Below are 368 nucleotides of genomic sequence, written 5' to 3' on the forward strand. Positions count from 1 at the left end.
GATTTTATCAATTCTTCTTCTGTCTTTCCCACTCCTGCCACTTCGGGATTGGTATAAACAACTCCCGGAACACAATCGTAATTTATCCGGTCTTCCACTCCCAAGATATGATTAATAGCGACTTCCGCTTCACGAATAGCGGTATGTGCCAATAAAGAATAACCTGTAATATCCCCACAAGCATATACGCGGGGATGCGAAGTCAACAGATGTTCATCCACTTTGACCCCGTTCCGATGCAATTCTATATTCAGCTTGTCCAGTCCCACTCTGGATAAATTTGCCTTACGGCCTACACTAAGCAAGATTTTCTCCGCTTCAATAGTGGAAACTTTTCCTTCTTTTTCTATCACGACTCCATGAGCGTT

The 368-nt window shown here is 43.2% G+C and carries 1 protein-coding gene; it reads right to left on the reverse strand.

The features are described from left to right. On the reverse strand, positions 1-368 hold a 368-nt coding region (locus AB5935_RS26225), incomplete at both ends, for an FAD-dependent oxidoreductase (RefSeq protein WP_368327896.1).

Origin of the sequence: Phocaeicola sp. RTP21198st1_B8_RTP21198_201120, assembly GCF_040929485.1 — a bacterium.
GTDB lineage: Bacteria > Bacteroidota > Bacteroidia > Bacteroidales > Bacteroidaceae > Phocaeicola > Phocaeicola dorei.